Source organism: Roseateles sp. GW821-FHT09B06, from assembly GCF_059418245.1.
Map to the genome: position 1 here is coordinate 1 of NZ_JBWKPM010000070.1, position 767 is coordinate 767.

Here is a 767-nt window from a genome sequence, read left to right on the forward strand (position 1 = left end):
CGCGAGGTGATGATGGCGTCGGCGACGTTCTTGGGCGCCTCGCTGTAATGCTTGAACTCCATCGTGTAGGTCGCACGACCCTGGGTGGCCGAGCGCAGGCTGGTGGAGTAGCCGAACATCTCCGAGAGCGGCACCTCGGCCTTGATGACCTTGCCACCGCCGATCATGTCGTCCATGCCCTGCACCATGCCGCGGCGGCTGGACAGATCGCCCATCACCGTGCCGGCGTAGTCTTCCGGGGTCTCGACTTCCACGGCCATCATCGGCTCCAGGATCACCGGGCTGGCGCGCCGGCAGGCTTCCTTGAAGCCCATCGAGGCGGCCATCTTGAAGGCGTTTTCGTTCGAGTCCACGTCATGGTAGGAGCCGAAGGTCAAGGTGACCTTCACGTCCACCACCGGGTAGCCGGCCAGCACGCCGTTCGGCAGGGTGTCGATGACGCCCTTCTCGACCGCCGGGATGTACTCGCGCGGCACCACGCCGCCCTTGATGGCGTCAACGAACTCGAAGCCCTTGCCCGGCTCCTGCGGCTCGACGGTCAGCACGACATGGCCGTACTGGCCCTTGCCGCCCGACTGGCGCACGAACTTGCCTTCCACATCGGTGGCGGTCTTGCGGATGGTCTCGCGGTAGGCCACCTGCGGCTTGCCGACGTTGGCCTCCACGCCGAACTCGCGCTTCATGCGGTCGACGATGATTTCCAGGTGCAACTCGCCCATGCCGGAGATGATGGTCTGGCCGGACTCTTCGTCGGTGCGCAGGCGGAA

1 protein-coding gene is annotated in these 767 nt (G+C 65.6%); it reads right to left on the minus strand.

The annotated features are described in order from the left end of the window. Window positions 1–767, minus strand: a 767-nt coding sequence (locus tag AC07OQ_RS24475; protein ID WP_495055743.1) for a translation factor GTPase family protein, incomplete at both ends; no start/stop codon positions are given.